Source organism: Streptomyces sp. NPDC058637, assembly GCF_042717325.1.
Classification (GTDB): domain Bacteria; phylum Actinomycetota; class Actinomycetes; order Streptomycetales; family Streptomycetaceae; genus Streptomyces.
The window spans coordinates 85,196-110,488 of sequence record NZ_JBHXRD010000024.1; the positions used below are offsets into that span (position 1 = coordinate 85,196).

A 25,293-nucleotide genomic window follows, 5' to 3' on the forward strand; every position below is an offset into this window, starting at 1 on the left:
TCCGGGTCACGGCAGCGGTACGAGCCTGACCACGGTGACCGTCAGCACGGACCCGGAGACGTAGTAGAGGACGATGGCCCCGGACACGGTCGCCTCACGCCGGTCACGTTCACGCTTGACGGCGGTCGAGGCGTGCCCGTACGGATCCCGGCCCAGGGTGCGCGCCATCTCGTCCCGGAAGGCGTAGCCGTCCCGCATCTTGGCCAGGGTGTCGTCGGCGGGCGGCGCGTAGGAGATACGGAAGCTCAAGCGACGTTCCGCCTCTCCGCCTCGTCCTGCGCCAGCCGGTCCAGGATCTGCTCCGCCTCGGGATCGGGGACGGATTCGAGCATCCAGTGCCGCATCACGGCCTGGATCTCGTGCACACCCGCCTCGTTGATCGCGTGGTCGAACTCCTCGCGTCTCCCCTCGGGCAGCGCGGCACGGATCGCCGGGATGCTGTTGGGCACCTCGACCTCGGTACCGCCGACGAAGGTCTTCAGAGACTCGCCCATGATCGCTCTCCCCGATCTCCTTGCTCTCCGCGCTCGGCCTGTCCGTCCCACGCCCCGCGCGTGGTGAACGGGCGGGTACGGGGGCCACGTTAGCGGCTGCCGCTCGAACCCGGACCGCGCCTACGGACAGCACGCACGACGCGTCGCCCGGCCGGAAGCGCTCGGAAGTGGCCGGAAATGTCCGGTCCCGGGCGCATGCGGGCGACGCTCGGGGCGCACGGATGGTCCGAGCTGTACCGACCGACGTGAACGCCCTCCACCCCACCTCGTACGCTGCCGCCCATGACGCCACCCGAACCGGACACCGAGGCACGACCGGAACGCCCGACTCTGCTGTGGGGTGTCTCCCTCGCCTCGGCGGGCGTCCTCCTGATCACGTGGGCCCTGCTCTGGCTGAACGCGTACGCGATCAACGACGACCTGCCCAACACCTGTCAGAACGTGCGGAGGCAGAGCTTCCCGCCGGAGGTGACGTGCGCCTCCACGGCCGGCGGCTCGGTCACAGGCGGGAGCGCCGGGTGGCTGGAGGCGCTGTTCTTCGCCTCGCTCGTGGTGACGGTGCTGACGACGACCATGGCGGTCGCGATAGCCCTGGCCACCCGCAAGAGGTGACCGGGCCCGCTATGCGCTGCGAGCTTCCACCAGGGAGGCGAAGAGATGCAGCCCGAAGGCGGCCGCGGCCACCAGGACGACGACCCCGATCACGCAGACCGGCGCGACGGCGGTCATGACCCAGGCACACCCCTGGGCCGGGTCGCTGCCGGCCTCGTCGTCCCACCTCTGATCAAGCATCACGCTCCCATGAGCAGGGCCATTTTACCGAGCGGCTGGGGGATTTTGGGCCTCACCCTGACCTTGCGGTGGCCTTGCGCTTATAGCGAGCCCGCAGGCCACGGGAGGCTCGCAGGACGGCTCGCAGGACGGGTGGGACGACCTCGGGAACAATCAGCGGTTCGGAACCTCTTTGTCCCTCTCAGCGCAGTTGCTCGGCCAGCCCGACGATGATGCCCTCGGGACCGCGGACGTAACAGAGCAGATAACTGTCCTCGAACCGGGCGACCTCGCCCACGAGTTCGGCTCCGTGGGGGCGCAGCCGGGCCACGGTGTCCTGGATGTCGTCGACGGCGAACATGACGCGGTGCGTACCCAGAATGTTGTGCGGCCGGTTGCGCGGACCGACGCTGATCGCGGCGGGGCTGCGGTACCTCGCCAGTTCGAGCCGACTGTGACCGTCCGGGGTCCTGACCATCGCGATGTCACAGTGGACACCGTCGAGTCCGGTGCACTGATCGGCGACGAGGCCCTCGACCTCCGCCCTGCCCTCCAACTCCATACCGAGCTCCACGAAGAACGCGATGGCGGCATCAAGGTCCTCGACGACGATGCCGACGTTGTCCATCCGCTGAATGGCCATGCTGTGACTCTCCTTCTGCCTGGTGCGGCCGGTGACGGCTGCTATGCCCTTGGAACGGAGCCGCTGACACGTTCTCGCCATCCTCAGACCTCTGAACCTGGCCACCGGGCGACCACCCGTGCTGAACGCGCAAGACCACAGGCCTGGCGGCAGCCACCGTACCGATGGCAACCGCATCGCCGCGCTGAGGGCCCACAGCGGGCCCAGGCCGTGAAAATGCCCCCGCACCGCACCGTAAGTGCAGTCGGGGGCATGATCACGAAGGCTACTTCTTCTTGCCCTGGGTCTTTCGGTAGATCGCGGCGACCAGGGTTTTCGCAGGTGGAGACGCTGATCGGCTGCGGGTGAGTAGTCGTCATTGGTCGTCATCGGGTGCCGTTGAGCAACCTCGGACGGCCCAGAGACGGCCCAGGAACGGCCCTCTCACCGATCGCCGCGCGGGTCAATGCCGACCGATGGGGACTTCGTAAACGATCTCGCACAGCGCTGCGGGAAGGACGATGTCCGCCGTCTCTACAGGGCGCCCCTGATCGCTGTAGTAGGTCCGCTTGATGTGCGTCACGAGAGCGGATTTCTGGATCCCCAGGAGCGAAGCTTCCTCGGCGGTCGCCAACCGCGGCTCCGGCTGCTCGACGGCGTGGCTGACCGTGACGCCGATTTCCGCCATGCGGTTGACCACTCCTTGCCCGGCATGCGGCCCGCCCTCCGGGAGGACGACAAGAGTTCCGGCGGTGAGGTCGTACGGCTCCCAGCTCGTCGACAACTGCACGGGCCTGCCGTCAGCGAGGAACTCGTACACGGTGCGGACGCAGAGATCACCTTCGGCGACACCAAGACGCGACGCGATGTCTGCGGGGGCCGACACCTTGGCATCCGTCCGACTTTCCCAGTCGCTTTGCCTGCCCACGGCCTTCATGTCGGCCCGGAAGGGTGACCCGGTCGGCTGCTCGCGTGCCGACGATCGCACCACCCGCACGCGCGGTCGGGGCTCGGCGACGTAGGTGCCCGACCCGGCGCGGCCCTCCAGCACGCCTTGGGAAATCAGCAACTCCTGCGCCCGGCGAACGACGTTCTCGCCTACGCCGCACTCCGCGCCGATCTGGGCGCGGGAGGGCAGACGGTCTCCCGGCTCCCACACGTGCTCCACGATCCGCTGCCGGAGTTCATCGGCGACGCGGAGATAAGGCGGCTGCTCAGGCATATGGAAAATCTAGTCCACTAGCTCTAATCTAGTTAACTAGCTTCACTGAAAGTGATCGCTGGTGACGGAGGCTGCCCTGTGCCCGCTTCGGGAGTTAGTGCGGCGGCCATCGCCGCCCGACTGTCGGCCCTCGGGCTGCCTACGCGAACGGAGGAACACCCTCGGCACACGTCGGTGGAAACGGAGGTGCCCGACGGGCTCTCCGCCGAGTCATGGCGGGAGGTCCTGGACGTGGTGGCTGAGGCAGATCGATTCGGGCTCCTCGCCACCAGTTTGAACGGCCGCACCTTATGGGCGGTCGTACATAAAGCGGTCCCCGCGACGGGCGATGTCGGGGGACCGAGCTATCAGCGATAGGAGCTGAACAGCGTGCTCAACCGTATCCGCCGCGCCTTCACCCTCACCAGGGCGCGGAACCCCTCAAGTGGCAGACACCGGCGTGTGTTAACGCCTTGCTGCCCTCCGGCGTCTCCTCCCGCCTCCTATGAACCCGTTGGCGGGCCGACTCTTTTCCTGGGCCGGGCAGTCTCCGGTGCGGCAACCCACCGAAACCGGCTCCCGGGGGAGGATGTTGCACTCGTCCGCCCGTACGTGCTGGCGTCAGAAAGACGTATTCGCGCACGCTCGACGGTCATCGCTCCTCACCTGCCGTCGGGTGCTTGGCCGTTCCTGGCTGGGGGCCACTGATGCCGCCTCGTCGACAACTGCACATCTCGAATACCTCAGCCGTCCCCTACCGCTCGACCGCTTGCAGGATCGGCACACACTCCTCCTGCACGGAATCCTCCCCGGTCCCGATACCAGCTGACCTTCCGGTGATCCGCGAAGCGTGTGACTGCCCGTGCCACTCGTCCGCCGGCCCGTCTCTGCGCACGGAGGTAACGCAGTGAGCGCCTGGACCCCCGGCGGTGCGCTGGCTTCCAGCGTCGAGATCACCGCGGCCACCGTCCAACGCGGGGACGTCATCCAACTCGGGGGCTGTGCATGCCGGGTGGGAGATCTCTTCCAGCTTCCTCAGGGAGCGAAGCAATTGGTCTTCGAGTCGGGCGAGCTGCTGACGATGCACGCGCGTACCCGGTTCGTCGCCGTGCGCGTGCTGAGAAGGCGGTGACTGACTCGATGCGCTCACGTCACCACGACATCGCCGACGATCTCCGGCAGCAGATCACCGCGGGCAGTATGCAACCCGGCGAACGCCTTCTGTCCGAAGCTGGCCTTGCCGACCGATACAAGGTCAGCACGGTGACTCTGCGGAGAGCGCTCGCCGTGCTCCAAGGCGAAGGCCTCGTGGAGAAGATCCACGGCAAGGGCAACTTCGTCCGCCGACCTCACCGCAGGATGTTGTACGTCGGTGGCTGGGGCACCCTGGACCCGTGGACCGCCGCCGAGCCGGCATTGCGCGTAACCGTCCGCACCACCACCGTTCAGGCCCAAGCGAACCTCACAGCCCTGCTGAAGGTGCCCGCAGGAAGCCCCATCGTGGAGACCACCTGCCTCAGCTACGGGGGTGAGTCGCCGCACGGCCTGGCTCGCATTTACGTGCCGCGGGACCTGGCCCCGGCCGGAGTGCTCGATGACGACTCCACGTGCCGAAATGCCGTTACGAGATTCGCAGTCCTCGGCTCGCCGCCGGCCGCTCTGCGAGAGACGGTGTGCGCTCGACCTCCGACGCCGGACGAAGCATCGGCCCTCCGGATCGGCTACGCGTCGGTCGTTCTCTCCGTCACTCGCATTGCCACCGACTCCATCGGCCGAGTCGTCGAAGCCGCGCTCCTGGCGTTTCCCGGAGATCGTGTAGACGCCGTCTTCACCACCCACCACGTGCTCGACGAGAGGCAGACCCAAGGATGACAGCGCCAAACGAAGTGCGGCTTCTCCCGTGGTCGGGCCTGGACGGCAAGTCCTGCTACCTGAGTACCGATGACGGGGGTGGCTACGTGTCCCGCCTGGCGAACAACATCGAAGCGGTCCAACTCAGCTCGGCGACCGAGCTGCTGAAGCAGGTTCCCGAAACCCTCGGCGACCAGGACGCGACCCTTGACGAGATGCGGCACTTGGTCAAGCATTTGACCGGGGCTCTTCGGGATGTTCTCCGTGTTGCGACCAGCCGCGGCCACCTTATGGCGGTGAGCGAACCGCGTGAGCCCGCCTCCTGATCTACGCTCCTGCTGACCTGAACAACAAGAGGAAGTCCACGGCTCTGACCAGCTCAGACCCGTGGACTTCTGGCGTTCCTAGCCGACTTCGGCTGACCTTGGACTGATTCATCCCGAAGTAACTCGTATAGGCGCACGGCCTTGGGTTGCTGTGTCTCTCACTTGTGACGATGGCCCGCAGACGTCTGCGCGTGTCCGCTGCTGTGCGTCAGCGTTGTCACGCAGACGAGTCCGGTTTTAGCGGGCACTGGACCCAGGCTGGCCTCATGCTTTCTGGCCCTTGAGAACACTCGCGGCGAGGTCGTCGACAGACCGACGGAGCTCTCGTTCCGACAGTGAATCCTTGGGCCCGAATCGCTCAACGTAGAGCGTTGCTCCATCACCTACATCAACGGTGAGCTGAGCTTTCCAGGCATCGCCGTACAGGACTTGGCGGGCAGCGGCACGCCCCTCGATCAGCAGCGGCTCTGCCTTCTCTGGGATTACGTCCGTGCCATCCACCGTTTGCTGCAAGGACTCTGTGGTGGGGTAGAAGGCGACCACGAACCCAGCTGGTTCAGCCGCGTCTTCCTCCGTCATCAGCAGGTAGCAGGAGGCGCCACCCTGCTCTTCAGCTATAGGAGATGCCTCTCTGATGCTGAGCTGCTGTTGCATCGCGCTGCTCACAAGCTTGCAAACAGTCTTTTTGCTGACCCCGCCAATGATCGGAGCGTCTTCGGGCGCCGAGGCGCTTGAAGACCTAGCGGAGTACGCAATGGCGTAGCCGAGGCCGACGCCGACAGTAAGAGAGAGCACCGCGGTGACGACCAGCATGCTCGTTGCAGGGTTACGTCGCCGCTTCGTGAGAGCCGTAGGCGCTTCCTTGGAGGAGCCCATGGCTGGGCCACTGTTGTGAGTTGAGGTGTCCTCGCTAGCCATAGCGAGATCATCACACCGGTACCGTGGCCGCTGTCGTGATGATGCTTGATCGTTACGGGCCGAATGGCGAGCTATCAGCTTGGGAGGGCGAGCGCTGCCTTGTAAGCCTGGCGCTGATCCAGAGACGGTCTTGGCTGGTCAGCAGCCGTACAGCAGGGCCAAGCCTGTCAGCGTGTGCCTGCTCCGCCTCACGCCCCAATTGACCGTGACTGACCGCTCGTTCTGGCACAGCTCTGGCACGCGCGCGCTGCCGACACGCGCCTTGTAAGTTCGATCACCGCTCCGGCTGTTGCATACCAGCGACACGACGACCGGACAGGAAATACCGGGGCCCCCTTTGGTTGATGTCGCTGGCTGGGGGCCTGTAGAGCCGTCCACAGATAGCCCACGAGAGTCGCCCCCTCACCGCTCGGCGAGTTGCTCCGCAATCGCAGCTGTCAGAAAATAGACGAGTACGCCATCACGGCGCGAACTCGGTTCCGGATGAGCCTCTGGCTTTCAGCCTGGCGGTGCTGAGGCGGTCACCGTTGAGCGGGACCCACTTGGAATCAGCCGATCAACGAGCTGCTCGAACCGCGCAGATGAGTTAACTGCACCGGCGAATCAAGAGGAGGGAAATACCCATGACGTACATAGTATTCTCTAGCCATTCCCCCAATATCCCGATTCAATGGTTCAGCACCCGAAAGCAAGCGGAAGACTTCATCGGCCGAGAGCCTTTGGCTGTGCGCAACAACTACTTCATTCGCGAGGATAACCCCTCTGCCTACGTACCACCTGGCGCGACATACACAAACCGTCCGGCGCCTTAAACCCGTCTGTAAGCCGTGGCGGCTGCGGTCGGCCTCGCACGGCAGTGAGATGACCCAGGGGTGATCGATCCGCCCCTCCGACGGGCGGTGACACGACAGATTCGAGGCCCTCAGCACGGGACTCGCGAGGGGTGGGGTGGCGCTACTATCTCGTGAGCCTCAGATTCGTGAGCCTCTGGATCTCATCCTGCGACACCACGGCGTCGTATCACCCGGAATGGTCTGACAGCAGAGATACTTGTCAAGTGGAAAATCAGGGAGCATGCATCAAGGCGGCAGTTGCCATTAGTGCCGTTATTGCTGGCCTCGCCGGGATCGCTCAACTCGTAGACTTCTTCGCAACAGCTGAAGTCGACTCCGATGATCCGCCACCATCTCAGGTCACCGATAGACCGCCGCCGCGAGAAGAGTCGACTACTGAAACTCAGCCAACAAAGAAAACCAGAAATCCACCCTCAGAAACGAAGTATTTGGTGGACGTCACACCTCTCACTGACGAATACGGGGCGACTAAGGGATCAGCCGACGTACGGGACCGGACTCTCCCGCAAAGTATTTCCATGCGCGTGGACAAGTACTCCCTTCCAGTCAATCAGGTCGAATACAATCTCGGCTCACGCTGGAAGCAATTCGACGCGACTATCGGGGTACACAATGACTCACCCACCGGGGGGCGGCTCACATTCGAGGTATCCGCAGACGGAAGCTCCCTCTTCAGAAAGGAGCTAGCCAAGGGGCAACTGCGGGAATTGCATGTCAAGATCGAGGATACCCAGACACTCAAACTAAAGGTCACTTTTACCGCAGGCGAGTATTACAATGACTACTCTTTCGGCGTATGGGGGGACGCGCGCCTAATCGGCTAGCTGGAGCCTGCCGCCGGTCAACAACACAAGATACCTTTTTCACCACGCCCGTTAGGTCCCGACCTGCCGGGCGGACACTAGGCGCGCACCCTAGGCGGCAGTTTTTCCGACAACTCGAAGAGTGCGTCTTGCATGGCAGCACCCTTTCACCGAGCTCTGACAGTCGACCTTGGCTGCGAACAGACGCGCATGCCCCTCAGGCGACACCGGCTTTGTAAGTTCGCTCGGACAACGGTCGTACCTGCTCGCAGTATGGGCAACGCGGCTATTGGTGGCCGTTCAGCGCTGCTGCTGTCCGCCATCGTTGATGTCAGCTGTGGATGTCAGACTGCCCCTCGATGCAAACTACCGGCACAGCCGTCGCTGAGGACTGTCGCCTCTCTTCCTGAATGGTCTTATGGCTTCACGCTGAAGCCCTGGAGGTGAACTTAACCCGAATGCCTCACCTTGGAAGCCCCCGGTATGCGAGCTGAGAACATATGGTGCACAGTAGGGCGAACAGCGTACTGCTGAGAGTTGTGCAGAACATCTAGCGATAGGACTTCAACCATGCCTGGAGATAACGAAGAGCTGAGCCGAAGCGAGCTAGCCGCTTTTGAACTGCTGATTGCGGTAATGGAAGAGGAGGGCCTTACTTCCGTGAACCTCCGAGACCTCATTCTGGCAGACGGGGATTCGATCGGCAGGTATCGCCGGGCCCGGCGAGCGCTGGTACAGGTCCGGAACGTAACTGCCGACCACCCCCGACTACTCTCCGACTCCCTGGACGAGAAGATCTTCGATGATCTAACAATGGGTGACCTCGACGTTAACGTTCCAATCGAAAAGCTTATTGAGTTTAAGGAAAGGAATGCGAGGTGATTTTGACTCGTGCCGCGAGGGGTCTCCAGTATCCAACCCATCCCTTAAGAGAGTTTAAATGAAGTGGATGATGGAGTACGCAATCTACTTCTGCCTAGGCTGCTGGTTCGCCGTCTCAGTAGTCGCACAGTTCTCCGACCGAGTTGGCGAGTGGTTTCCATTCGCGGCGAGGCTCGGGCTCATCCCGCTCTGGACTTTCTTCGCCCCAAAGCCTGGCATGCACGACATGCATCTTCTTTACCGTGACAGGCTACGCAACGGAGAATTGGGAGCACTATCGTACGTTCCCAGTACTGAGAAGAGGAGCTGGTGCCATGCAATTTGGAACCCAGGGAAGTACCGCAACAAAGTGGTGGCCGACCTGGCTGATAGCCTCACGCGACACCTTGCGGTTGCTGCGAGCCGGAATCTAGACATTCGCATTGTGGCGCTATCCAATCCTTACCTTATCTTGGCGAGTCTAGCAATACAGATGCCGCGCCCTGAAGACGCAGCGGAACGGCAGTTCATCCTCGCTCGCGACACTGGTTTCGGATCGCATCCTGACCGGAGTCTTGCATTTATGAGCAGCTTCCACCCTCTTGGCGAAAACTAGGCGGAGTCATTTCAGTGAGCGCGGAGGCGGTTTTTCTTCTGTGCGGCCGGATTGCCGGTGTATGGGTAATGGTGCATTCGGCAGAAAGAGCTTGGGCAGTAGCGCGAGAGCTCAGGCCAGGGGGCGTATATGACCTGCGGGTGAACGGCGCGGAAGTCGGCATCATTTTCCGCGCCGGTGCCGGCAGGGAACTGATTTTCACTGTCCTGGGCGCGCGCCTTGCCGCTGGGCTGGTCTTGCTGTTGAGTTCGAAGATGTCTCCAGCACTCGGCATCGCTTGGCTCGTTGTGGCCGCAGGAAACATTTTGATCGACACTCGCTTCCTATTCGCTGGAAGTGATGGATCAGACCAAATGGTCACCATCGTGAGCGTCACCTTGGCGGTCTCGTCGGTGCTCGGTAGCGACTCACAGCTACTGGGGGCGGGGTTATTCTTCATCGGAGCGCAGGCTTGCCTCGCGTATTCTGCCGCAGGAGTAGCGAAGCTGATCAGCCCGGCATGGCGCAACGGTGACGCAATCCGAGGCGTACTTTCTACCCGAGCATATGGCGTAGCAGCCGTAACCGTATTCGTGCAAAAGTCGCCGATGCTCGCTTTATCCCTGTGTTGGGGGGTAATCGCATTTGAGGTGACGTTTATTCTCGCACCGATTTTGCCGTTGCCGGTACTTGCTGCTTTGCTCGGCACTGCGGCGCTCTTTCACCTGTGCTGCGCAGTAGTGATGGGCCTCAATGGGTTCTTCTGGTCTTTCCTTTCCGCGTATCCAGCGGTCATCTTCCTGAATCGAGCCGTCACCGGCTTGCTGCTCTAATCTGTCGGTGAAGGATTTGCTATCCCGAACGATTAAGATCAGTTACCTCTGTGAGCGCTGAGAGGAGCGCTGCGAGCGCGTCCACGGCAGCCGAACTCACTTCGTACTGCCCTCGATGAGAACTTGACAACCAGCCAGCATGCACCAGCTGGCGCAGATGATGGTAGATCTGTCCGGTAGTTCCCATACCAGAGAGCGCTTTTAGTTCGCTCGTCTTACTAGCGTGTTCAAGGCAAGCAAGGACGAGGCGCAAGCGAACCGGATGAGCGAGGGCACTCAGGCGGGTTCCCAGGAAGTCAAGATCCGTACTCGACAGGATGGCAGCGGTGACTGCGCGAGGGCCACCTTCGACAGGTGAGCTGTTCTTCCTTTCGGGTGCAGCATCCGCTGCCAACGTCGGACACCTTTCAACCAGCTGCGATACGCGATCTTCCAGGATTTCGAGACGCCGACTCAGATCGGCATTGGGGGAAACATCGGTCATGAGGCTCAGGATACGTGCGGGCGAACCGTCGCCTCCTCCGGCTGAGGGCCCCTCGGGCTTCCCGGTCTCGTGGCGTGACGGCGCACTTCTGCGCGCTTTAGCTTGACTGGGTTTGGGGCCCCACGGTGGAATGCGGTCGGCTATCGGAGCTCTCCAGCCCACCACTCACCCAGCTCCCATCCCGTCCGCCTTCGACCCACACACCGTGGAGCGGGCGTGGTTCAGGGCGTCAAGGTGGAGCGCGCCACTGTACGAACGACCTTGACGCCCTGGGCCGCGACTGCTCGGCTCTGCCTGGGTCGAAGGTGGTCGGGATGGGAGCCCACAACGCTCACCACGAATCCGCCGACACTCGCGAACGGCGCCCCAACCATCCCGGAGTCTGAGCGCCCCCGCCGGAGGCATATCTTATGCCTTCCGTCTCCTCCTGGTCAGGATCTCTCGCTCTAGTTGCGCGACCGGCGTAGCCGGGGCCCAGAGCGGGGCGGAGACAGGAGCGCAGGGCCCCGGCGGTGAGCCGGGGAGCGCGCGACGAGCGGAGCGAGGAGCCTTGATGAAGTAGGGAAAGTTCTATCGCACCGGCGTCAGGCGCTTGCCGTCGTGGCTTCGCACGTGGGGCCCGTTCCCGTCGAGGGCATCCAGTAGCCGGACCGCGTAGACCTCGGACATCCACTCGGTGACCTCGCCCGGCGTGAGCCAGCCAACCGCGGTCGATTCGCTGGATGTCCGCTCGCTTCCGCCGGCGGGCTTGCATCGGAAGACCAGGGCCACGATGCCGCGCGTGGTGTTCTTGTAGACCCCCGTGAGCTCGTCCACCTCGACGTGGATGCCCGTCTCCTCCAGGACCTCGCGCTGAACGCCCGCCTCCGGGGTCTCGTCAAGTTCGAGTACGCCGCCGGGCAGCTCCCAAGTGCCGTTGTCGGCACGGCGGATCGCCAGGAGCCGCCCGTCCTCGCGCACGACCACTCCGGCTACGGACACGGAGTGGAGCGGCGTTGACGTGCCTTCCTGCGCACTGTTACTCATGTACAGGAGCATAGGAGGAAGAGAAGGACTATGGAAACAGCGGTAGGAGGTGGGAAGTCCGTACCTCGGTACGTGCAGATCGCCGAGGAGATCGTTCAGCAGATCCGCGCAGGAATCCTCAAGCCCGGTGACATGGTGCCCAGCGAATCGGAGCTCGTGGAGCGCTACGGCGTCTCCGGCGGCACCATCCGCAAGGCCATGGTGGAGGTCCGCGCGAGTGACCTCGTGGAGACCCGCCAGGGCAAGGGGTCCATGGTGAAGGCCCGGCCCCCGGTGCGGCACCGATCCTCGGACCGCTTCAAGCGCTCCCATCGGCAGGGCGGCAAGGCCGCGTACCTTGCCGAGTCGGAGCAGTCCGGCGCCAAGGCTGGCGTCAGCGTTCTATACATCGGTCCGACGGATGTACCGAACGACATCGCGGAGCGGCTCGGCGTCCCCGCCGGCACTCAGGTGCTCGCCCGGCGTCGTCTCTACTTCCGCAACGAGACCCCCGTGGAGACGGCCACGTCGTACCTCCCGTGGGACGTTGCGAAGGACATCCCCGAGCTGTTCGCGAAGAACCCCGGCGGTGGTGGCATCTATGCCCGCCTCGAAGACCATGGGCACGAGTTCGCGGAGTTCGTCGAGACGCTGCAAGCCCGGCTGGCGACCAAGGCTGAGGCCTCCGAACTGGCCCTGAGCCCCGGCGCTTCGGTGGTTCACCTGATCCGTGAGGCACGAACGACGGAGGATCGCGTTGTAGAGGTGTGCGACACGCTCATGGCCGCTGACCAGTTCGTTTTCAGTTACCGGATCCCCGCCTCCGACTGACGCACACTCAACTCAGCGCAGCACGCCGCGACTTCTCCGTCTCGGCGGGTTGACTCATGTATAGGAGTGATGCACTCTTTTTTATGTCACTCATGTACATGAGTGGCTGAGTCGAACACATCTATAGGAGTGATCTTCTGTGCGTACGATCCCCGTCGACACCTCCGCCGCGTCCGTGATGGTCGCCAAGCCCCCGCAGATCAAGGTCAAGGACCGCCGGACCGGCGAGATCGCCGTGGACGTCGAGAGCGGCGCGAAGCTCATGACCGTGGACGTGATGTTCGCGGCGAACGAGGAGGTGGAGATCCTTTCGGTCACCGTCCCTGAGCCGGGCATCTCCGGTGAGCTGATGATGGGCACTCCTGTCGCCGTCACAGGACTGATCGCTCGGCCGTGGGAGAACGAGTTCAATGGGCAGAAGCGACACGGCATCGCCTTCCGTGCGGTGGCGGTCACCTCGCTCGTCGCCGCTGCCGAGAAGCCCAGGGCGGCCTGATCATGACCGGGTCCCTGGTCACGTTGCTGCTGGTCGTCGTCACCGCACTGATCCTGCGGTGGCGGCGTCCCGCCTGGTACTGGATGACCTTCGGGGTCACCCTTGCCGCGCTGCGGGTAGCGGTCCGATACGCATCGGTCATGGACGCCTGCGGGCTCACCGTTCCGCCCGCGCGTTGGCGCCTCTCCCTCGCCCGGATGACGAACCGCCCCGTTCCCGAGTCGAGGGCCCCGCGCATTCTCCGGCTCCGGCCCACTCGTACCGGGCTGGTCCTGCGGATCAAGCTTCGTCCCGGTCAGGATGCCTTCGACGTCGCTTCGGCCACCGACCGCCTCCGGCACTCCTTCGGGATGTACGGGGTCACCTCCCGCGAACTTCGCTCGGGAATCGTGGAGTTACGGATGACGGGATACGACGTCCTCCGGCGGGTGCAGATGCCCGCCGAAACCGACCCCGCGCCGATGCGTATCCCCGTCGCACTGCGCGAGGACGGATCCGTCCACTACCGCGACTATCGGGCTGTGCCTCATGGGCTGACGCTCGGCGCGACCGAGTCGGGGAAGTCCGTCTACCAGCGCAACCTGGTCGCCGGCCTCGCGGCGCATGACGTCGCGCTCGTCGGGATCGACTGCAAGCAGGGCGTCGAGCTCTTCCCACTCGCCCGGCGCTTCTCCGCCCTCGCCGACAACCCGGACACCGCGCTGGAACTCCTCGAAGCACTCGTGCAGCACATGGAGGACGTCTACCAGCTCATCCGTTCCGCTCAGCGCATTACCGTCGACGTTCCGGACGCCGACATAGCCGCCGACATCTGGGACCTGCCGGCCGACATCCGCCCGACTCCGGTCGTGGTCCTGGTCGACGAGGTCGCCGAGCTGGCGCTCTTCGCCACCAAGGACGAGGAGAAACGCCGCGACCGGATCGTCACTGCTCTGGTCCGCCTCGCCCAGCTCGGCCGTGCCGCGGGGATCTACCTGGAGATCTGTGGCCAGCGCTTCGGCTCCGAACTCGGCAAGGGCATCACGATGCTCCGTGCTCAACTCACGGGTCGGACCGCCCACCGCGTCAACGACGAGTCCAGCGCCAACATGGCCTTCGGAGACATTGCTCCGGACGCCGTCCTTGCCGCGATCCAGATTCCCACCGACGTCCCCGGTATCGCGGTCTCGGGTGACTCGACCGGTGGATGGACCCGCATCCGAGCTCCGCACACCTCACTGCGCCAAGCCGTGAACATCTGTAACCGGCATGCCGACCGCACTCCGGATATGCCCGCCCTCGCGGCCTTCCGGCCCGCCGTCACACCCCTGGCCTCGGCCACCGCGCCGCTCACCAAAGCCGCGCCCACCACCGCCTGACCTCCCGCACACCGGTCGGCGTGACCATTCCCGCGCCAAGTCCCTACCCGCCCCATGCCGAAAAGGAGAAGTCCGATGGCCCGTCCCTCCGTGCGCGTGGATGCCGTACTGATCCAAGCCGTGATCGCTGGCGCGCTCTCCTTCGCCCACCTCCACGACCTCGCCGCCGCCGCGGGCCAGGACGGCTGGAAGGCATGGGCCTACCCGATCAGCGTTGATCTGCTCCTGGTTGCTGCCTGGCGTCGGCTACGAAAGGACGGCCCGTCCCGGCTCGCCTGGAGCTGGTTCCTGATCGCGCTAGTCGCTTCGCTCGGTGCCAACGTCGCCACCGCCGGATTCCTCGATCTCGCGCACCCTCCGGCCTGGTTGCGCTTCGGCATCGCTGGATGGCCCGCGCTTGCCTTCCTCGGCGGGACGCTCCTCGCCCACACCGAGACCCCGGTCGAGGACCGCACGCCCGTTCCGGCGGTGCCTACGGCTGATCCCTCGGCGCCGGAGCTCGTCACCGAGGAACAGGCCCCGGAGCTGAAACCAATGCCGATTCCTGCCGCTGAGGAGTCTCCGGTCCTGCCTCCCGCCGACGCGTCTCCGCCCGTGCCGGCCGCGCTCGTCGACCACGCCCGGAAGGTCGCCGACGACCACCGCGCCCGTACCGGTTCACCGATCGACACCGACACGCTCCGCGCCCGACTCGGAGTTCCGCCCCAACTCGCCGCCGCGATCGCCGCTCAGCTCGCCTGACCCGAGAGGAGATCCGCCATGCCCGCCCGCGACCACTTCCACTCCGTGATGCGGATCGGACCGGTGCAGATCGGTACCCACCGCGACCGGCACGGCCGCACCCAGCACTCCGCCGTGTGCACCGCCGATCGCTGCGGTTGGTCGTCCGACTTCAGCAGCCGATCCGCCGCCCAGCTCGCCGCCCGCACCCACCGCTGCAAGGTCCGCTGAAGGAGACCCGCCATGGACGTACCGCTCTGGCTCGCCCTGATCGTCGTCGGCTGGCTCGGCGTGAAGCTGATCCGCCCGCCCTGGTGGCTCGTGCTCGTGCTGCTGCTCGGCGGCTATCTCCTCGCCGACAGCCTCCTGACCCCCGTGATCGACACCGCCGTCAAGTAATCCCCACCGAAGGGAGAACCGCCATGCTCCGCCCGAAGATCCCCACCAACCCGTTGCCGACGGGAATCGTCACTGGAACCGCCCGGAGCGACGTCCCCGCCGTGCCCCACCAGACCCCGGCCCCTACGGCTCCCGTACGTCCCACGGTTCAGCTCACGCCTGGTGCCGTTGTCGCCGTCATCGGTGGCGGCACGGCCGTGGTGCTGGTCGTCGGCGCGGTCCTGGTCTCCATGCTCCTCGCGGTCGCCGTCACCGCCGCGTCGCTCGCTATCAGCGCCCTGGTCGTCCGATCGCTCGTGGCGTCGCAGAACCACCGCTGACCGGCTTCCGGGCGGCCTCGATACCGCCAAGCATCCGCCGCCCGGAAGCCGTGCTCCTGCCCGAACCACAGATCCGGAAGGAAGCACCATCATGACCGACCGCACCGCCCGCCGCCGGGGGAGTGCACATGCCTGAGTCGCTCCTCGACCGGCTCACCCTCGGCGACCTGCTGAGGGTCGCCTCGGCCCCTGAGTTCCACCGCTGGGAGGACCAGATCCGCCGCACCGGTGGCTGCTCCGACCCCATCCACCTGACCGGTTGGACCCTCACCAAGGACAAGACCACCGGCGAGACCCTTCACCACTACTCGACCGAGACCGAGCCCGGCGGACGTCTCCGCCTCGCCTGCGGAAATCGCCGCGCTTCCCGCTGTCCCTCCTGTGCCTGGACGTACGCCGGAGACACCTACCACCTGATCCGCGCGGGCCTGGCCGGAGATGACCGCCGCGATGTCCCCGCCACTGTGCGGGATCACCCCCGGGTCTTCGCCACCCTTACCGCCCCGTCCTTCGGCCCAGTCCATAACCGTCCCGAACGTGGCACTTGCCGTTGCGGTGGCCGGCACTCGGCAGACGCACCCGAGCTCGGTACTGCCCTGGACCCCGAGACGTACGACTACGCCGCATCGGTCCTGTTCAACAACCACGCCGGCGACCTCTGGATGCGGTTCACCACTCGCCTCCGACGGGAGATCGCGGCCCGCGCCGGACTCACGCAGGTGGAACTGAAGGAATCGGCTCGGCTCTCGTACGGCAAGGTCGCGGAGTTCCAGAAGCGCGGGGCGATCCACTTCCACGCCGTGATGCGGATCGATGGACCGGACGGGCCCGGCACCCCTCCTCCCTCCTGGGCGACCGTCGACCTGCTCACCGATGCGATACACGCAGCCGCTCGGCATAACTACACCTCGGTGTCCGCACCCGCCGTCGGCGAGCAGCCCGCTCGTACCTTCCGCTGGGGCACACAACTCGACGTCCGCCCGGTCGTTGCCTTCGGCGACGGCTCCGATGTCACCGAACAGGCTGTGGCGTCCTACGTCGCGAAGTACGCCACCAAAGCGGCGGAAAACACCGGCACTCTGGACCGCCGCATTGGCGAACTCTCCGAGCTCGATCGCCACGGCGTTCCCGACCACGCCCGCCGTCTCATCGCCGCATGCCACCTCCTCAATCCGCTCTACCCCGAACGCCGGCTGCGTGCCTGGGCGCACATGCTCGGGTTCCGCGGGCACTTCTCCTCGAAGTCCCGCCGCTACTCGACCACCCTCCGTGAGCTCCGCCAGGCCCGCGCCGACTTCCGCGCTGCTCAGGAACGGCAGTCCCTCGGCCTGGAGGACCGCGTCCCGGACACCGTGCTCGTCCTGGCCGACTGGCAGTACGCCGGCCACGGTCACTCGCCCGGCGAATCCGTCCTCGCCGCGACCATCGCCCGTGGTCTTCAGCTCAACCGCGAAACCGCCCGTGAAGCCATGGCGGAGCTGGTCGACGAGGGGGAGTGGTGACCATGGCGCTTCCTCTGCCGAGTCGCTATCTGACGCCGGACGACCTGGTCGAGATGTTCGAGCTGCCCAGCGTCGAGACGGTCTACCAGTGGCGCCGGAAGCGGACCGGACCCCGCGGCTTCCGTGTCGGCCGGCACCTCCGCTTCGACCCCGACGACGTACGGGCTTGGGTCGACTCCCGCCGGAGCGAGGCGGCTGCCTGATGGCCGGACACATTCAGGACCGCTGGTTCGTGACCGTGACCGGTCCTGACGGTAAGCCGCGCAAGGTGAAGTCGGATCGCTACGGAGTGGGGTCCCGCTACCGCGCGCGCTACGTCGGGCCGGACGGCACGGAGAAGTCGAAGAGCTTTCCAGACCGACAGAAGCGGCTCGCCGATCAGTGGCTGGCTCATACCGAAGCGGACATGGCGCGGGGACAGTACATCGATCCCCGCGCGGCCCGAACCACCTTCCAGCAGTACGCGGATGGCTGGGTGTCCACCCAAGGGGCGGACCCCAACACGCAAGCCTCGATGGAGTCGCAGCTCCGGCTGCACGCGTTCCCGTACCTCGGCACGCGTCCGCTCGGTTCGTTCCAGCCGGCGCACATCCGCGACTGGGTTCAGCAGCTTCAGGCGAACGGTGTCCGCGGCTCGTACGCCCGGACGATCTACTCCAACGTGCGCGCGGCTCTCAGCGCGGCCGTGGATGACGGGCACCTTCCACGGAACCCTTGCGCCGCGCGTTCGGTACGGCCGCCGACCGTGGACACGAAGCGCGTCACGCCTTGGACGACGGAACGGCTCTTCGCTGTGCGCGCGGGCATGCCGGAGCGGTATCAGGCGATGGTCGACCTGGGCGGCGGCTGCGGCCTCCGGCAAGGCGAGATCCTGGGTGTCGCGGTGGACGCGATCGACTTCCGGTCGGACACGTTGCACGTCGTCCAGCAGCTCAAGCTGAGCCGCAGCAAGCCCGTCTTCGCTCCGCCCAAGGGCGGCAAGCTGCGGGACGTACCGCTCCCCGGGCCCGTCGCTGACGCGCTGCGGACACACATGAGGCAGTTCCCGCCGGTCGAGATCACGTTGCCGTGGAAGGTCGCGGGCGGACCGCTGGTGACCAAGCGGCTCATCTTCATGGGTCCACGCGGTGGTCATGTCTGGCGCACCTCGCTGAACGAGGAGGCGTGGAAACCCGCTCTGGCCTCGGCCGGAGTGATCCCGGTCCCGGCGGCCGGCGCCCCGCACGCCGAGTCACGTGAGAACGGCATGCACGCGATGCGGCACTTCTACGCGTCGGTGCTGCTGGACGCCGGGGAGAACATCAAGGCGCTCGCCGAGTACCTCGGGCACTCCGACCCTGGCCTGACGCTCCGGGTATACGCGCACCTGATGCCGTCGAGCCAGGAGCGCACGAGGAAGGCTGTGGGCGCGATCTTTGCTCGCTGCTGAACGAGATCGGCTGAGGAATCTCAGATTCCAAATCGCACATTCCAAATGTCGGCGTCATGCTTCGCTGGCTGGCATTGCAATGTGTGTTGGTGTCGCACATTCCAAATGTCGGCGTCATGCTTCGCTGGCTGGCATTGCAATGTGTGTTGGTGTCGCACATTCCAAATGTCGGCGCCATGCTTCGCTGGCTGGCATTGCAATGTGTGTTGGTGTCGCACATTGCAAATGCCAGTCTCATGATTCGCTGACATGCAAGGCGTCAACCTGCGCAGTCGTGCGACCGGTGGGGCGGCTGGGTAAGCTCTGTGCCCTCGCCCACGGGCATGGGCGTCCTGTCCAAATTTATGGACAAGGGGCCGCGCCTTATGCAGGCAAGCCATTATGCATGTAGAACCGGAAGGAACCGGGTAGATCCTCGAAGAATCGCTCCCGCGCTACGTGGGTTTGGCTCCGTAGCGCTCTTCATGGGAAAGTCTCCATGGCATAAGAATGCCGTCCGGCTAGGGACGGCATTCGCCTCCATGCCGCTTTTCAGTCGCGACCCTGATCCGGTCAACCGAAGCACAGCAGGAGAACCCCATGGTCCCACGTCCACACATGCGCCTAGACCTCCGTGTTCGCGATCTACCGTTCGTCCTGATCGGTATGGGGGGCGGGGCCCTCGCGCTCTGGGAAGGTGCGCCCGCCGAGATCACCGTCTTCGTTGCTGTTCTGATCATGTTCGACTTCCGCTTGCGCTTCTGGCGCCGTCAAGCCTGACGGCCCACACACGGCCCAGCGCACCAAGAAGCCCCCCGCCTCGCGGAAAACCCGCAGGTGGGGGGCTTCTTGGTGTCGCGTTACTTCTTCTTGCCCTGGTTCTTCACGGCCTCGATGGCGGCCTTCGCAGCCTCCGGGTCGAGGTACGTGCCGCCCGGCTTCAGCGGGCGGAAGTCGGCGTCCAGCTCGTAGGCGAGCGGGATGCCGGTCGGGATGTTGAGGCCCGAGATGGCGTCGTCGGAGATGCCGTCCAGGTGCTTGACCAGGCCGCGCAGGCTGTTGCCGTGGGCGGCGACGAGGACGGTCTTGCCGTCGAGGAGGTCCGGGACGATGCCGTCGTACCAGTACGGCAGCATGCGGTCGACGACGTCCTTGAGGCACTCCGTGCGAGGGCGCAGCTCCGTCGGGATGGAGGCGTAGCGCGGGTCGGCGCTCTGCGAGAACTCGGTGCCGTCCTCGAGGGCGGGCGGCGGGGTGTCGTACGAGCGGCGCCAGAGCATGAACTGCTCCTCGCCGAACTCGGCGAGGGTCTGCGCCTTGTCCTTGCCCTGGAGGGCGCCGTAGTGGCGCTCGTTCAGCCGCCAGGAGCGGTGGACGGGGATCCAGTGGCGGTCGGCGGCTTCCAGCCCGAGCTGGGCGGTGCGGATCGCACGCTTCTGGAGGGAGGTGTGCACGACGTCGGGGAGCAGGCCGGCGTCCTTGAGCAGCTCACCGCCGCGGACCGCCTCCTTCTCGCCCTTGTCGGTGAGGTCTACGTCCACCCAACCGGTGAACAGGTTCTTCGCGTTCCATTCGCTCTCGCCGTGGCGGAGGAGGATCAGCTTGTACGGTGCGTCGGCCATGAGTCCGAGCGTAATCGAACCCGCGCGGCCTCCGCGCGCCCGGTCACAGGGCGGACAAGGGCGTCCGGACTGCGGGTACGGCGTGACGTTTGACGGTCGGCGTCAATCGAGTGGCGGTCGGGGATCCCGGATTCGTAATGTTCGGTCAGCTACCGGGCCACTTACAGGAGCCCGCATCCGTTCCGTACGTCCCCGGGGGGAAGCCCTATGTCCGTCGCCGGTCTCAGAAAGGCGGCACACGAGACGGTCGCCGGGCTCCCCAGGGAGTTCTGGTGGCTGTGGATCAGCACGCTGGTCAACCGCCTCGGCGGGTTCGTCGCCACGTTCATGGCGCTCTACCTGACCCTGGACCGGGGTTACTCGGCCTCGTACGCCGGACTGGTCGTCGCCCTCCACGGGCTCGGCGGGGTCGTCTCCTCGCTGGGGGCCGGGGTGATGACGGACCGGCTGGGGCGTCGGCCCACGATGCTGATCGCGCAGCTCTCGACCGCCGTGTCCGTGGCCGTGCTCGGATTCATGGTCCATCCGGGAGCGATCGCCGGTGTCGCCTTCGTGGTCGGCATGGCGAGCAACGCGTCCCGGCCGGCCGTGCAGGCGATGATGGCCGACATCGTCCGGCCCGAGGACCGGGTGCGGGCCTTCTCGCTCAACTACTGGGCCATCAACCTGGGCTTCGCCATCTCCTCGGCCGGAGCCGGTTTCATCGCCGAGTACAGCTATCTGGCCGGTTTCATGGGTGAGGCCGTGATGACGCTGGTCTGCGCCGTCGTCGTGTTCCTCAAGGTGCCGGAATCGCGGCCCGAGGAGGTGCCCCTGGCGGCAGGGGCCCGCGCCCCGGACGACGTGAGGCTGAGCACCGTCCTGCGCGACGGGCGCTACATGGGAGTCGTCGGGCTGTCGTTCCTGGTGGCCCTGATCTTCCAGCAGGGGTACGTCGGGCTGCCGGTGGCCATGGGCGCGGACGGGCTCTCCAGCTCCGACTTCGGCACGGCCATCGCCGTCAACGGGGTGCTGATCGTCGCCCTGCAGATTCCCGTGACCCGCTTCATCCAGCACCGGGACCCGCGCCGCCTGCTGATCATCTCGTCCGTGCTCGCCGGGTACGGCTTCGGGCTGACCGCCTTCGCGGGCTCGGTGGGGGTGTACGCGCTGACGGTGTGCGTGTGGACCATCGCCGAGATCGTGAACGCGCCTACACAGACGGGCATCGTCGTCCAGCTCTCCCCGGCGCACGGCCGGGGCCGCTACCAGGGCATGTACACGATGTCGTGGTCCGCGGCGGCGCTCGTCGCCCCGCTGATGTCGGGCTTCGTGATCGACCACTACGGTGCCGACTGGCTGTGGGGCACCTGCGCGGTGCTGGGCACGGTGGCCGCGGTCGGCTACTGGCTGCTCATGCGGCATCTGCCGGATCCGGTGACCGGGTCCCCGGCCACGCGCCCGGTCGCCGAGCGGGCGGTCACGGAGAAGGCCGTCACGGAGAAGGCCGTCACCGTGCGGAATGTCACCGAGCAGGCCGCCGTCGAGCCGACGGCCTGAAGGGCCGGAGGCCGCGGAAGCCCCGAGCCGCGGTGGAGCCGGTGGTGCCGTGCGGGGGACGGGTGTCCCCCGCACGGCACCACCGCGTGTCTCCGGTCAGCCGGAACATCCACCGCACTGGCACGGCGCGCCGGACTGGCAGCCGCACCCGCAGCCCGAGCCACAGCCGCAGGCGCCGAGCACGGTCAGATGCACCACTTCGGTCGGGGTCTCCTGCTGGGGTTCGGTCATGGGGGAATCGGCCATGGTCCCTCCTCAGGGCGTACGACTCGACGGCGTACGACGCATGCGTACGACGGGGGCGTACGGCATCCGTGCCGCGCCCCCGCCCCCATTGCATGCCCAACCCGGCGGGCGCATCAACGGCGCACGCGTGCGGGAACAGACGTGCTACCCCCGCGCGCCTCTTGCGCCCCTACGCCCCCTCCACCGGCGCCGCCGCCTGGATCTCGTCCGCGTGCTCGCCCGTCACCAGGTAGACGACGCGCTTGGCGACCGATACGGCGTGGTCGGCGAAGCGCTCGTAGTAGCGGCCGAGCAGCGTCACGTCGACGGCCGTCTCGATGCCGTGCTTCCAGCGGTCGTCCATCAGGTGCTGGAACAGCGTCCGGTGCAGCAGGTCCATCTCGTCGTCGTCCTGCTCCAGCTGGAGCGCGAGGTCGACGTCCTTCGTGATGATGACCTCGGCGGCCTTCGCCATCAGGCGCTGTGCGAGCTGCCCCATCTCCAGGATGGTGGCGTGCAGGTCGTGCGGCACCGCCGTCTGCGGGAAGCGCAGCCGTGCCAGCTTGGCGACGTGCTGGGCGAGGTCGCCCGAGCGCTCCAGGTCCGCGCTCATCCGCAGCGAGGTGACCACGATCCGCAGATCGGTCGCGACCGGCTGCTGGCGGGCCAGCAGCGCGATGGCCCGCGCCTCCAGGTCGTGCTGCAGGTCGTCGACCTTCTGGTCCGCGGCGATCACACTCTCGGCGAGCTTGAGATCGGCGTCGAGCATGGACGTCGTGGCTCGTCCGATCGCCGATCCGACGAGCCTGGCCATCTCGACCAGGTCCTCGCCGATCGAATCGAGTTCCTCGTGATAAGCGTCGCGCATGGAAGTCCCTCTCCAGATCCTTACTGAGGCCGGGGTCTCTGGGCCGACCCCCACGCTCCCACGGTGAGGTGCCAACGCGTCGGGATCCGGCCTCCTAAATGAACCAGCACTATCCCCATGGTGAACTCTGGGCGACGAGTGTTCGAGATGGCACCCGGATGGCTGGGAGAGTGTCGGCGCGCCCGCATAACCTTGAAGCATGGACGTGAACGCGGCAGTGGCCGCAGCTGCCGCGATCGCCGGGTTGTGTACCGGTGTCATCGCGATGCTGGCGTTCCGCTGGAGCGAACGCGAGCAGAAGCGCCCGACGCGTACGTCCATGCGGCCCGACAGCAATGCCCCCCTGCCTCCCGGGGTGGACACCGTCCTCTCCGTGCTCAGCTCGTCCGCCGTGGTCCTCGACGAGAGCGACAGCGTCGTCAAGGCCAGCTCCGCCGCCTATGCGCTGGGGCTGGTCAGGGGCGGACGCCTGTCGGTCGAGGCGATGCTCCACATGGCCAGGGACACCCGGCGCGACGGTGAGATACGCCAGGTGGAGCTGGATCTTCCACGGCGCGGTACGGGACGGGGCGAGGCGCTCGCCGTCTCGGCCCGGGTCGCCCCCCTGGGGTCGCGACTGGTGCTGCTGCTCGTCGAGGACCTCACCGAGGCCCGCCGCATAGAGGCGGTCCGCCGGGACTTCGTGGCCAACGTCAGCCATGAGCTCAAGACTCCGACCGGTGCGCTCTCGCTCCTCTCCGAGGCCGTCATGGACGCGTCCGACGACCCGGAGGCGGTGGAGCGGTTCGCCGGACGCATGCAGATCGAGGCGACCCGCCTGACGAACCTCGTGCAGGAGCTCATCGACCTCTCCCGGGTGCAGAACGACGACCCGCTGGAGGACGCCGAACCCGTACCGGTGGAAGAACTCGTCGCGGAGGCCATCGACCGGTGCCGGCAACAGGCCGGTTCCAAGCAGATCACCATGGCATCGGGTGGCACCGAGGACCTCTTTGTGTGGGGGAACCGCGGTCAGCTCGCTGCCGCTCTCGGCAATCTCGTGGAGAATGCCGTCAACTACAGCCCCGCCCGTACCCGCGTCGGCATCGCTGCCCGGCGGCTGGCCGCACCCGGCGGGGATCTGATCGAGATAGCCGTGACCGACCAGGGCCTCGGCATCTCCGAGAAGGACCGCGAGCGGGTCTTCGAGCGGTTCTACCGCGTCGACCCGGCCCGCTCACGGGCCACCGGTGGCACCGGTCTCGGCCTCGCCATCGTCAAGCACGTGGCCGCCTCGCACGGCGGGGAGGTCACTGTATGGAGCTCGGAGGGACAGGGCTCCACCTTCACCCTGCGACTGCCCGAATCGGGTGTCGTACGGGGGCGCACCACCGGCGGACCACTCATCTTCAACAGCACCGTTGACGACGAGGGGCCGTACGAGACCGATACTTTTGAACCATTTCCTGCCCCGGAGGCTCTTCCGTGACCCGAGTGCTTGTCGTCGAGGATGAGGAATCCTTCAGCGACGCCCTGTCCTACATGCTCCGCAAGGAAGGCTTCGAGGTGGCCATCGCGGCCACCGGCCCCGACGGCCTCGACGAGTTCGAGCGCAACGGCGCCGACCTCGTGCTGCTCGACCTGATGCTGCCGGGCCTGCCCGGCACGGAGGTCTGCCGGCAGCTGCGGGTGCGGTCCAACGTACCGGTGATCATGGTCACCGCGAAGGACAGCGAGATCGACAAGGTCGTCGGCCTGGAAATAGGAGCCGACGACTACGTGACCAAGCCCTTCTCCTCGCGGGAGCTGGTGGCCCGCATCCGTGCGGTCCTGCGCCGCCGCGGCGAGCCGGAGGAGGTCACCCCGGCGGCCCTGGAGGCGGGCCCCGTCCGGATGGACGTCGACCGCCACGTCGTGACGGTCTCCGGCGGCAAGGTCGACCTCCCGCTGAAGGAGTTCGACCTGCTGGAGATGCTGCTGCGCAACGCGGGCCGCGTCCTGACCCGTATGCAGCTGATCGACCGGGTCTGGGGTGCGGACTACGTGGGGGACACGAAGACCCTCGACGTCCACGTCAAGCGTCTCCGCGCCAAGATCGAGCCCGACCCGGGTGCGCCGAGGTACCTGGTCACGGTGCGGGGCCTGGGCTACAAGTTCGAGCCGTAAACCGGCACCGAGCAACGCCGGCCGCGGAGCCGGTCACAGGCACAGCGGTCAGGTCACTGGTCCGTGCCACAGGCGCCGTCTCCCAGGCACCGCGCCACAGGCGCCGTGCCATCGGACGCGCGTGACCCGGCCCCGGGCCGGACCGCGGTGATCCGAGCGCGGTGATCCGGGCTCGGTGCTACGGGCCGACCGATGGCGGTGACACGAGCTACCGCCTACCGCGCGAAGGGGCGCCTCCGGCC

33 protein-coding genes are annotated in these 25,293 nt (G+C 66.0%); 22 read left to right on the top strand and 11 right to left on the bottom strand.

The window, feature by feature from the left end; all coding sequences use genetic code 11:
- Window positions 1–6: 6 nt before the first annotated feature.
- Window positions 7–249 (bottom strand): hypothetical protein, encoded by a 243-nt coding sequence (locus ACFWVP_RS23865; RefSeq protein WP_384499532.1) that lies wholly within the window; start codon window positions 247–249, stop codon window positions 7–9.
- Window positions 246–494: a hypothetical protein gene (locus ACFWVP_RS23870; RefSeq protein ID WP_124273995.1), complete on the bottom strand. Its 249-nt coding sequence runs from the start codon at window positions 492–494 to the stop codon at window positions 246–248. Before ACFWVP_RS23870 ends, ACFWVP_RS23865 begins: the two co-directional genes overlap by 4 nt.
- Before the next feature lie 282 nt (window positions 495–776).
- Here ACFWVP_RS23870 and ACFWVP_RS23875 point away from each other — a divergent pair, with 282 nt between their 5' ends.
- Window positions 777–1,106 (top strand): hypothetical protein, encoded by a 330-nt coding sequence (locus tag ACFWVP_RS23875; protein WP_384499533.1) that lies wholly within the window; start codon window positions 777–779, stop codon window positions 1,104–1,106.
- A gap of 9 nt (window positions 1,107–1,115) precedes the next feature.
- Here ACFWVP_RS23875 and ACFWVP_RS23880 read toward each other — a convergent pair whose 3' ends face one another.
- The 3 genes from ACFWVP_RS23880 to ACFWVP_RS23890 form a co-directional block, all read right to left on the bottom strand.
- The gene (locus tag ACFWVP_RS23880) at window positions 1,116–1,286 is read right to left on the bottom strand and encodes a hypothetical protein (protein ID WP_384499535.1); all 171 of its coding nucleotides are present in this window, start codon (window positions 1,284–1,286) and stop codon (window positions 1,116–1,118) included.
- A 181-nt stretch (window positions 1,287–1,467) separates the two neighbouring features.
- Complete coding sequence (locus tag ACFWVP_RS23885; RefSeq protein ID WP_384499536.1) at window positions 1,468–1,908, bottom strand: VOC family protein; 441 nt, start codon at window positions 1,906–1,908, stop codon at window positions 1,468–1,470.
- Window positions 1,909–2,350: 442 nt separating this feature from the next.
- Window positions 2,351–3,109 (bottom strand): GntR family transcriptional regulator, encoded by a 759-nt coding sequence (locus tag ACFWVP_RS23890; protein WP_384499537.1) that lies wholly within the window; start codon window positions 3,107–3,109, stop codon window positions 2,351–2,353.
- Between the two features lie 78 nt (window positions 3,110–3,187).
- On the opposite strand from ACFWVP_RS23890, the gene ACFWVP_RS23895 reads away from it, so the two are divergent.
- The 4 genes from ACFWVP_RS23895 to ACFWVP_RS23910 all read left to right on the top strand — a co-directional run bounded on the left by ACFWVP_RS23895 (window position 3,188) and on the right by ACFWVP_RS23910 (window position 5,265).
- Window positions 3,188–3,466, top strand: coding sequence for a hypothetical protein (locus tag ACFWVP_RS23895; protein WP_384499538.1), 279 nt, complete (start codon window positions 3,188–3,190; stop codon window positions 3,464–3,466).
- A 529-nt stretch (window positions 3,467–3,995) separates the two neighbouring features.
- Window positions 3,996–4,220 carry a hypothetical protein gene (locus ACFWVP_RS23900; protein ID WP_383808414.1) on the top strand — a complete coding sequence of 75 codons (225 nt, stop codon included), beginning with the start codon at window positions 3,996–3,998 and terminating at the stop codon, window positions 4,218–4,220.
- Between the two features lie 8 nt (window positions 4,221–4,228).
- Complete coding sequence (locus tag ACFWVP_RS23905; protein WP_384499573.1) at window positions 4,229–4,960, top strand: GntR family transcriptional regulator; 732 nt, start codon at window positions 4,229–4,231, stop codon at window positions 4,958–4,960.
- Complete coding sequence (locus ACFWVP_RS23910; protein WP_384499539.1) at window positions 4,957–5,265, top strand: hypothetical protein; 309 nt, start codon at window positions 4,957–4,959, stop codon at window positions 5,263–5,265. The genes ACFWVP_RS23905 and ACFWVP_RS23910 overlap by 4 nt, the downstream gene beginning before the upstream one ends.
- Before the next feature lie 264 nt (window positions 5,266–5,529).
- Here ACFWVP_RS23910 and ACFWVP_RS23915 read toward each other — a convergent pair whose 3' ends face one another.
- Window positions 5,530–6,078, bottom strand: a complete 549-nt coding sequence (locus ACFWVP_RS23915) for a hypothetical protein (protein ID WP_384499540.1) — start codon at window positions 6,076–6,078, stop codon at window positions 5,530–5,532.
- A 1,084-nt stretch (window positions 6,079–7,162) separates the two neighbouring features.
- Between ACFWVP_RS23915 and ACFWVP_RS23920 the strand changes: the two genes are divergently transcribed.
- The 3 genes from ACFWVP_RS23920 to ACFWVP_RS23930 all read left to right on the top strand — a co-directional run bounded on the left by ACFWVP_RS23920 (window position 7,163) and on the right by ACFWVP_RS23930 (window position 10,129).
- On the top strand, window positions 7,163–7,861 hold the full coding sequence (locus ACFWVP_RS23920; RefSeq protein WP_384499542.1) for an NPCBM/NEW2 domain-containing protein: 699 nt from the start codon (window positions 7,163–7,165) through the stop codon (window positions 7,859–7,861).
- 549 nt (window positions 7,862–8,410) lie between these two features.
- Window positions 8,411–8,722, top strand: a complete 312-nt coding sequence (locus tag ACFWVP_RS23925) for a hypothetical protein (RefSeq protein WP_384499543.1) — start codon at window positions 8,411–8,413, stop codon at window positions 8,720–8,722.
- Between the two features lie 735 nt (window positions 8,723–9,457).
- Window positions 9,458–10,129 (top strand): hypothetical protein, encoded by a 672-nt coding sequence (locus ACFWVP_RS23930; protein WP_384499544.1) that lies wholly within the window; start codon window positions 9,458–9,460, stop codon window positions 10,127–10,129.
- Window positions 10,130–10,148: 19 nt separating this feature from the next.
- Here the strand turns inward: ACFWVP_RS23930 and ACFWVP_RS23935 are convergent, their stop codons facing one another.
- A complete protein-coding gene (locus tag ACFWVP_RS23935; RefSeq protein WP_384499546.1) occupies window positions 10,149–10,613 on the bottom strand; it encodes an ArsR/SmtB family transcription factor in 465 nt (154 codons plus the stop codon).
- 570 nt (window positions 10,614–11,183) lie between these two features.
- Window positions 11,184–11,651, bottom strand: coding sequence for an NUDIX hydrolase (locus ACFWVP_RS23940; protein WP_384499547.1), 468 nt, complete (start codon window positions 11,649–11,651; stop codon window positions 11,184–11,186).
- A gap of 18 nt (window positions 11,652–11,669) precedes the next feature.
- Here ACFWVP_RS23940 and ACFWVP_RS23945 point away from each other — a divergent pair, with 18 nt between their 5' ends.
- The 11 genes from ACFWVP_RS23945 to ACFWVP_RS23995 all read left to right on the top strand — a co-directional run bounded on the left by ACFWVP_RS23945 (window position 11,670) and on the right by ACFWVP_RS23995 (window position 18,921).
- Window positions 11,670–12,449 (top strand): GntR family transcriptional regulator, encoded by a 780-nt coding sequence (locus ACFWVP_RS23945; RefSeq protein ID WP_124284643.1) that lies wholly within the window; start codon window positions 11,670–11,672, stop codon window positions 12,447–12,449.
- Between the two features lie 139 nt (window positions 12,450–12,588).
- Window positions 12,589–12,945, top strand: a complete 357-nt coding sequence (locus ACFWVP_RS23950) for a hypothetical protein (protein ID WP_360469487.1) — start codon at window positions 12,589–12,591, stop codon at window positions 12,943–12,945.
- Between the two features lie 2 nt (window positions 12,946–12,947).
- Entirely contained in the window at window positions 12,948–14,303 is a 1,356-nt protein-coding gene (locus ACFWVP_RS23955; protein WP_384499549.1) for an FtsK/SpoIIIE domain-containing protein, read from the top strand.
- A gap of 75 nt (window positions 14,304–14,378) precedes the next feature.
- Window positions 14,379–15,044, top strand: a complete 666-nt coding sequence (locus ACFWVP_RS23960; protein WP_384499550.1) for a DUF2637 domain-containing protein — start codon at window positions 14,379–14,381, stop codon at window positions 15,042–15,044.
- 18 nt (window positions 15,045–15,062) lie between these two features.
- Window positions 15,063–15,254: a mobile element transfer protein gene (locus tag ACFWVP_RS23965; protein WP_384499552.1), complete on the top strand. Its 192-nt coding sequence runs from the start codon at window positions 15,063–15,065 to the stop codon at window positions 15,252–15,254.
- 12 nt (window positions 15,255–15,266) lie between these two features.
- Window positions 15,267–15,422, top strand: coding sequence for a hypothetical protein (locus tag ACFWVP_RS23970; protein WP_106972203.1), 156 nt, complete (start codon window positions 15,267–15,269; stop codon window positions 15,420–15,422).
- Window positions 15,423–15,445: 23 nt separating this feature from the next.
- Window positions 15,446–15,742 (top strand): SpdD-like protein, encoded by a 297-nt coding sequence (locus ACFWVP_RS23975; protein WP_384499554.1) that lies wholly within the window; start codon window positions 15,446–15,448, stop codon window positions 15,740–15,742.
- 128 nt (window positions 15,743–15,870) lie between these two features.
- Window positions 15,871–17,244 (top strand): replication initiator protein RepSA, encoded by a 1,374-nt coding sequence (gene repSA / locus ACFWVP_RS23980; RefSeq protein ID WP_384499556.1) that lies wholly within the window; start codon window positions 15,871–15,873, stop codon window positions 17,242–17,244.
- A 2-nt stretch (window positions 17,245–17,246) separates the two neighbouring features.
- Window positions 17,247–17,447 (top strand): AlpA family transcriptional regulator, encoded by a 201-nt coding sequence (locus ACFWVP_RS23985; protein WP_030636111.1) that lies wholly within the window; start codon window positions 17,247–17,249, stop codon window positions 17,445–17,447.
- Window positions 17,447–18,673: a tyrosine-type recombinase/integrase gene (locus tag ACFWVP_RS23990; RefSeq protein WP_384499558.1), complete on the top strand. Its 1,227-nt coding sequence runs from the start codon at window positions 17,447–17,449 to the stop codon at window positions 18,671–18,673. Before ACFWVP_RS23985 ends, ACFWVP_RS23990 begins: the two co-directional genes overlap by 1 nt.
- Window positions 18,674–18,729: 56 nt before the next feature.
- Complete coding sequence (locus tag ACFWVP_RS23995) at window positions 18,730–18,921, top strand: hypothetical protein (RefSeq protein ID WP_384499559.1); 192 nt, start codon at window positions 18,730–18,732, stop codon at window positions 18,919–18,921.
- A 591-nt stretch (window positions 18,922–19,512) separates the two neighbouring features.
- Here ACFWVP_RS23995 and ACFWVP_RS24000 read toward each other — a convergent pair.
- Window positions 19,513–20,274, bottom strand: coding sequence for a phosphoglyceromutase (locus ACFWVP_RS24000; RefSeq protein WP_384499560.1), 762 nt, complete (start codon window positions 20,272–20,274; stop codon window positions 19,513–19,515).
- A gap of 207 nt (window positions 20,275–20,481) precedes the next feature.
- On the opposite strand from ACFWVP_RS24000, the gene ACFWVP_RS24005 reads away from it, so the two are divergent.
- Window positions 20,482–21,813 carry an MDR family MFS transporter gene (locus ACFWVP_RS24005; RefSeq protein ID WP_384499562.1) on the top strand — a complete coding sequence of 444 codons (1,332 nt, stop codon included), beginning with the start codon at window positions 20,482–20,484 and terminating at the stop codon, window positions 21,811–21,813.
- 96 nt (window positions 21,814–21,909) lie between these two features.
- Here the strand turns inward: ACFWVP_RS24005 and ACFWVP_RS24010 are convergent, their stop codons facing one another.
- Window positions 21,910–22,059 carry a hypothetical protein gene (locus tag ACFWVP_RS24010; RefSeq protein ID WP_164494140.1) on the bottom strand — a complete coding sequence of 50 codons (150 nt, stop codon included), beginning with the start codon at window positions 22,057–22,059 and terminating at the stop codon, window positions 21,910–21,912.
- Between the two features lie 169 nt (window positions 22,060–22,228).
- Entirely contained in the window at window positions 22,229–22,906 is a 678-nt protein-coding gene (gene phoU / locus ACFWVP_RS24015; RefSeq protein WP_384499564.1) for a phosphate signaling complex protein PhoU, read from the bottom strand.
- Between the two features lie 199 nt (window positions 22,907–23,105).
- On the opposite strand from phoU, the gene ACFWVP_RS24020 reads away from it, so the two are divergent.
- Both ACFWVP_RS24020 and ACFWVP_RS24025 read left to right on the top strand, forming a co-directional pair.
- Window positions 23,106–24,374: a sensor histidine kinase gene (locus ACFWVP_RS24020; RefSeq protein WP_384499565.1), complete on the top strand. Its 1,269-nt coding sequence runs from the start codon at window positions 23,106–23,108 to the stop codon at window positions 24,372–24,374.
- The gene (locus ACFWVP_RS24025) at window positions 24,371–25,051 is read left to right on the top strand and encodes a response regulator transcription factor (RefSeq protein WP_014047499.1); all 681 of its coding nucleotides are present in this window, start codon (window positions 24,371–24,373) and stop codon (window positions 25,049–25,051) included. Before ACFWVP_RS24020 ends, ACFWVP_RS24025 begins: the two co-directional genes overlap by 4 nt.
- Window positions 25,052–25,293: the final 242 nt, after the last annotated feature.

Excerpts from the sequence above, each read along its gene's own strand:
- ACFWVP_RS23915 (WP_384499540.1), bottom strand. The coding sequence starts at position 6,078 with ATGCTGGTCGTCACCGCGGTGCTCTCTCTTACTGTCGGCGTCGGCCTC.
- ACFWVP_RS23885 (WP_384499536.1), bottom strand. The coding sequence starts at position 1,908 with ATGGCCATTCAGCGGATGGACAACGTCGGCATCGTCGTCGAGGACCTT.
- ACFWVP_RS23970 (WP_106972203.1), top strand. The coding sequence starts at position 15,267 with ATGGACGTACCGCTCTGGCTCGCCCTGATCGTCGTCGGCTGGCTCGGC.
- phoU (WP_384499564.1), bottom strand. The coding sequence starts at position 22,906 with ATGCGCGACGCTTATCACGAGGAACTCGATTCGATCGGCGAGGACCTG.
- ACFWVP_RS24005 (WP_384499562.1), top strand. The coding sequence starts at position 20,482 with ATGTCCGTCGCCGGTCTCAGAAAGGCGGCACACGAGACGGTCGCCGGG.
- ACFWVP_RS23975 (WP_384499554.1), top strand. The coding sequence starts at position 15,446 with ATGCTCCGCCCGAAGATCCCCACCAACCCGTTGCCGACGGGAATCGTC.
- ACFWVP_RS23960 (WP_384499550.1), top strand. The coding sequence starts at position 14,379 with ATGGCCCGTCCCTCCGTGCGCGTGGATGCCGTACTGATCCAAGCCGTG.
- ACFWVP_RS23945 (WP_124284643.1), top strand. The coding sequence starts at position 11,670 with ATGGAAACAGCGGTAGGAGGTGGGAAGTCCGTACCTCGGTACGTGCAG.
- ACFWVP_RS23940 (WP_384499547.1), bottom strand. The coding sequence starts at position 11,651 with ATGCTCCTGTACATGAGTAACAGTGCGCAGGAAGGCACGTCAACGCCG.
- ACFWVP_RS23935 (WP_384499546.1), bottom strand. The coding sequence starts at position 10,613 with ATGACCGATGTTTCCCCCAATGCCGATCTGAGTCGGCGTCTCGAAATC.
- ACFWVP_RS23880 (WP_384499535.1), bottom strand. The coding sequence starts at position 1,286 with ATGCTTGATCAGAGGTGGGACGACGAGGCCGGCAGCGACCCGGCCCAG.
- ACFWVP_RS23870 (WP_124273995.1), bottom strand. The coding sequence starts at position 494 with ATGGGCGAGTCTCTGAAGACCTTCGTCGGCGGTACCGAGGTCGAGGTG.
- ACFWVP_RS23965 (WP_384499552.1), top strand. The coding sequence starts at position 15,063 with ATGCCCGCCCGCGACCACTTCCACTCCGTGATGCGGATCGGACCGGTG.
- ACFWVP_RS23910 (WP_384499539.1), top strand. The coding sequence starts at position 4,957 with ATGACAGCGCCAAACGAAGTGCGGCTTCTCCCGTGGTCGGGCCTGGAC.
- ACFWVP_RS23985 (WP_030636111.1), top strand. The coding sequence starts at position 17,247 with ATGGCGCTTCCTCTGCCGAGTCGCTATCTGACGCCGGACGACCTGGTC.
- ACFWVP_RS23990 (WP_384499558.1), top strand. The coding sequence starts at position 17,447 with ATGGCCGGACACATTCAGGACCGCTGGTTCGTGACCGTGACCGGTCCT.
- ACFWVP_RS23955 (WP_384499549.1), top strand. The coding sequence starts at position 12,948 with ATGACCGGGTCCCTGGTCACGTTGCTGCTGGTCGTCGTCACCGCACTG.
- ACFWVP_RS23875 (WP_384499533.1), top strand. The coding sequence starts at position 777 with ATGACGCCACCCGAACCGGACACCGAGGCACGACCGGAACGCCCGACT.
- ACFWVP_RS24000 (WP_384499560.1), bottom strand. The coding sequence starts at position 20,274 with ATGGCCGACGCACCGTACAAGCTGATCCTCCTCCGCCACGGCGAGAGC.
- ACFWVP_RS23890 (WP_384499537.1), bottom strand. The coding sequence starts at position 3,109 with ATGCCTGAGCAGCCGCCTTATCTCCGCGTCGCCGATGAACTCCGGCAG.
- repSA (WP_384499556.1), top strand. The coding sequence starts at position 15,871 with ATGCCTGAGTCGCTCCTCGACCGGCTCACCCTCGGCGACCTGCTGAGG.
- ACFWVP_RS24020 (WP_384499565.1), top strand. The coding sequence starts at position 23,106 with ATGGACGTGAACGCGGCAGTGGCCGCAGCTGCCGCGATCGCCGGGTTG.
- ACFWVP_RS23925 (WP_384499543.1), top strand. The coding sequence starts at position 8,411 with ATGCCTGGAGATAACGAAGAGCTGAGCCGAAGCGAGCTAGCCGCTTTT.
- ACFWVP_RS23905 (WP_384499573.1), top strand. The coding sequence starts at position 4,229 with ATGCGCTCACGTCACCACGACATCGCCGACGATCTCCGGCAGCAGATC.
- ACFWVP_RS24010 (WP_164494140.1), bottom strand. The coding sequence starts at position 22,059 with ATGGCCGATTCCCCCATGACCGAACCCCAGCAGGAGACCCCGACCGAA.
- ACFWVP_RS23995 (WP_384499559.1), top strand. The coding sequence starts at position 18,730 with ATGCTTCGCTGGCTGGCATTGCAATGTGTGTTGGTGTCGCACATTCCA.